Raw genomic sequence first — 3,057 nt, 5'->3', positions numbered from 1 at the left:
GTTCACGGGCGGCGGACGGGCTGGGGCGCGGCGGCGGCCTCGGCGAGGCGATCGGTGAGCAGCGCCTCCATCGCGCCGTCCTCCGCCTGCGGCAGCGGGATCAACCCCTGTCCCCCGCCGCGCCCGGCGGTGCGGACCGGGCCGACGTGGACCGCGACCGGACGCCGGCTGATCGCCGGGCCGAGCCCGAGGAACTGGCCGCGCTGGAGATCGCGGATGCGCTCGGCCTGCCGCCGGTCCATGCCGAGCAAATCCGCGGCGCGCTGCATGTCGATATCGAGGAAGGTGCGCCCCATCAGGAAATTGGACGCCTCGGCCGCAACGTTCTTGGCGAGCTTGGCGAGGCGCTGGGTGGCGACGATCCCGGCCAGCCCGCGCTTGCGCCCCCGGCACATCAGGTTGGTCATCGCCGCCAGCGTCAACCGGCGGGTTTCGTCGTTCATCTCGCCCGCCGCGGCAGGGGCGAACATCTGCGCCTCGTCGACCACCACGAGGGCAGGATACCAGTGCTCGCGCGGGGCATCGAAGAGGGCGGTGAGGAACAGCGCGGCGCAGCGGATCTGCGCCTCGACCTCGAGCTCGTCCAAGGCCAGCACCACCGAGGCGCGGTGCTGGCGCACGCGGGCGGCCAGCTCCTCGATCTCGCGCGGGGAATAGGCGCTCGCGTCGATCACCACATGGCCGAAGGCGTCGGCGAGGGTGACGAAATCGCCCTCGGGATCGATGATGATCTGCTGCACCTGGCCCGCGCATTCCTCGAGCAGGCGGCGCAGCAGGTGCGACTTGCCCGAGCCCGAATTGCCCTGCACCAGCAGGCGCGTGGCGAGCAGCTCGGCCAGATCGATGCCGATCGCCTGTCCCTCTGGCCCGCGCCCGATGTCGATATGTGCCGTCACCCGAGCGGGATTAGGCAGGCGGCGGTCCCGAGCAAAGACGCTGCGGCGAGTTTTCCCGTGATTCCCGTCCTAGCGTGCGGCAGCCCGTTCCGGCCCCAGCATCAGCGCCGCGACATCGCCCCGCGTGCGCAGCGACTGCACCAGCAGATAGACCGACAGGAACATCATGCCCCCGAACACCGCGACCAGCCCGAGCGCAAGGCCTGCGGGGCGAAAGTGGTGGCGCCAAGAGACCCAGATGCCGGCGAGCAGCAGGAAGCACAGGAAGTCGAAATTGAATTGCCCGGGCCAGCCCATCCTCGCGATGTCGCCGAAGAAGATCGGCACGAGGTTCCAGCCGTGATTCGCGATGGTGACCGCGGTGTAGCCGAGGATCGCCAGCATGCAGGCGACGAGGAACAGGCGGAACAGGGTCATGACGCGGCGCTCTCTCCCGGAAGCGGTGTCCGTCATCGTAGCGTGTGCTACGCTCTGCGCAAGCAAGGAAATCGGCGCGCGGCGGGGCAGCGAAGACAGCTGGAGCGTCAGCTCGTTTCCTCGTGGTAGAGGATCGCGAGCTCGGTCCGGCTCCTGACCTCGAGCTTCTCGAAGATCGTGTGGAGATAGACCTTGATCGACCCCTCGCTCATCGACAGCTCCTCGCCGATCTGGCGGTTGCGCAGGCCGCGTGCGACCCGCTCGACGATCTCCATCTCGCGCCGCCCGAGCGCGTCGAACCGGCGTGCGGGCGCTGCGCCCGAGCTCAGATGCTCGATCCGCGAGGCAAGCCGCGGGTCGATCGTCTTCTCGCCCCTGCTGGCGGCGCGGATGCAATCGATGAGGAAGTCCTCGGCATCTTCCTTCAGGGCGATGCCGCAGGCGCCGTGCCGGATTGCGGCGAGGAGCTGCTTATCGTCGATGCTGGCGGTCAGGATCACCACCGGACGCGTGTCGCCCCTTTCGCGCAGCGCCGCCAGCGTGGCGATCCCGTCACGCCCGGGCATCGCGACATCGAGCACCACCACGTCGGGGTCTTCCGCAGCGATGGCCGCCAGCGCGCTGTCGCCGTCCGCGACCGAGGCCACCACCACCATGCCCGCGGTCCGCAGCACCGCCTCGAGCCCGGCCCGCAGGAACGGGTGATCATCGGCGACAAGGACATTGATCATGGTTCGCTCCGGTCGGGCAGGTTGATGATGAGGTGCGCGCCTGCCTCGCTCGCGCATAGCTCGAGCCGGCCGCCATTGGCGCGCGCGCGTTCCTCGAGCGTGCGCGGATGGGGCGGGGGGCTGCCGGTGAAGCCGGTTCCGTCATCGCGGATGTCGAGATCGATGCCCGTCTCGCCGCGCGACACCGCGATGCTGAAGCGCCTGGCCTCGCCGTGCCGCACCCCGTTGGCGACCGCCTCGCGCGCGATCTGCTGGATCTCGTGGGCGAGCGCCACCGGGACCGCCAGATCCTCGGGCGCCGTCGTCACCCTGACCTCGGCGCGCCAGTTGCGCTCGAGCTCGCTCGCGACCCGCTGCATCTGGCCTGCGAGCCTGACCGTCGCGGGCTCGAGATCGGTGCGGCGCAGGCGCTCGATCATCTCGCGCAGATGGCGATGCTCGCTGCTGAGGCTGGCTTTCATCTCGTCGAACTCGGCCTCGGGATCGGCGCCCGAGCGCACCTGCGCGCGCAGCGCCTCGAGCCGGAAGCGGACCCCGGCAAGGGTCTGGGCCACGCTGTCGTGAAGGTCGCGGGCAAGGGTGGTGCGCAGCTGCGCCACCGCTGCCTCGCGCGAGATATGCAAGAGCAGCAGCCGGTCGAGCGCGGCCGCGATCTCCTGCGCGATGGCGGGCGCGGTGGCGAGGTCGTCGATGCTCACGGCGGGGTTGCCGCTGAGGACCAGCAGCCCCTTGCCCGACGAGCTGCGGATCGGGATCACCAACCCCTCGGCAATCGCGAAATGATCGACCAGCGGCGTGGAAAAGACGGCGCGCCGCGCGCTCACCTGCCCTTGCGCGTTCGCCACCAGCATTCGCCGCCGTGCCCGGTCGAACAGGGTGAAGGGCATGTCCGCGGGTCGTGCCAGCGCCTCGGGCGGCAGGTGACGGATCACCGGATCCCCGTCCCCCAGCTTGCACAGGAGCACATGCGGATCCTCGTTGCTCCACCACCCCATGCACAGGCGGGGCGAGCC

3 protein-coding genes and 1 pseudogene are annotated in these 3,057 nt (G+C 70.1%); all 4 read right to left on the bottom strand.

Going from position 1 to position 3,057, the window contains the following annotated elements:
* Window positions 1–8: 8 nt before the first annotated feature.
* Window positions 9–896, bottom strand: a pseudogene (locus AX692_RS18295) (helicase HerA domain-containing protein); the annotation flags it as partial.
* Between the two features lie 69 nt (window positions 897–965).
* Entirely contained in the window at window positions 966–1,349 is a 384-nt protein-coding gene (locus AX692_RS18290) for a hypothetical protein (RefSeq protein WP_230959553.1), read from the bottom strand.
* A gap of 71 nt (window positions 1,350–1,420) precedes the next feature.
* Window positions 1,421–2,044, bottom strand: coding sequence for a response regulator (locus tag AX692_RS18285; RefSeq protein ID WP_073974240.1), 624 nt, complete (start codon window positions 2,042–2,044; stop codon window positions 1,421–1,423).
* Window positions 2,041–3,057: sensor histidine kinase (locus tag AX692_RS18280; RefSeq protein ID WP_196491825.1), on the bottom strand; the 1,017-nt coding region annotated here is incomplete at its 5' end. The genes AX692_RS18280 and AX692_RS18285, both read right to left, overlap by 4 nt.

The sequence above is a fragment of the Erythrobacter donghaensis genome, assembly GCF_001557325.1.
Classification (GTDB): Bacteria; Pseudomonadota; Alphaproteobacteria; order Sphingomonadales; family Sphingomonadaceae; genus Erythrobacter; species Erythrobacter donghaensis_B.
The sequence above is the reverse complement of the archived record's forward strand: the minus strand, read 5'-3'. Positions and strand labels throughout refer to the sequence as shown.

Coding starts and splice junctions, on each gene's coding strand:
- AX692_RS18290 (WP_230959553.1), bottom strand. CDS start 1,349: ATGACGGACACCGCTTCCGGGAGAGAGCGCCGCGTCATGACCCTGTTC.
- AX692_RS18285 (WP_073974240.1), bottom strand. CDS start 2,044: ATGATCAATGTCCTTGTCGCCGATGATCACCCGTTCCTGCGGGCCGGG.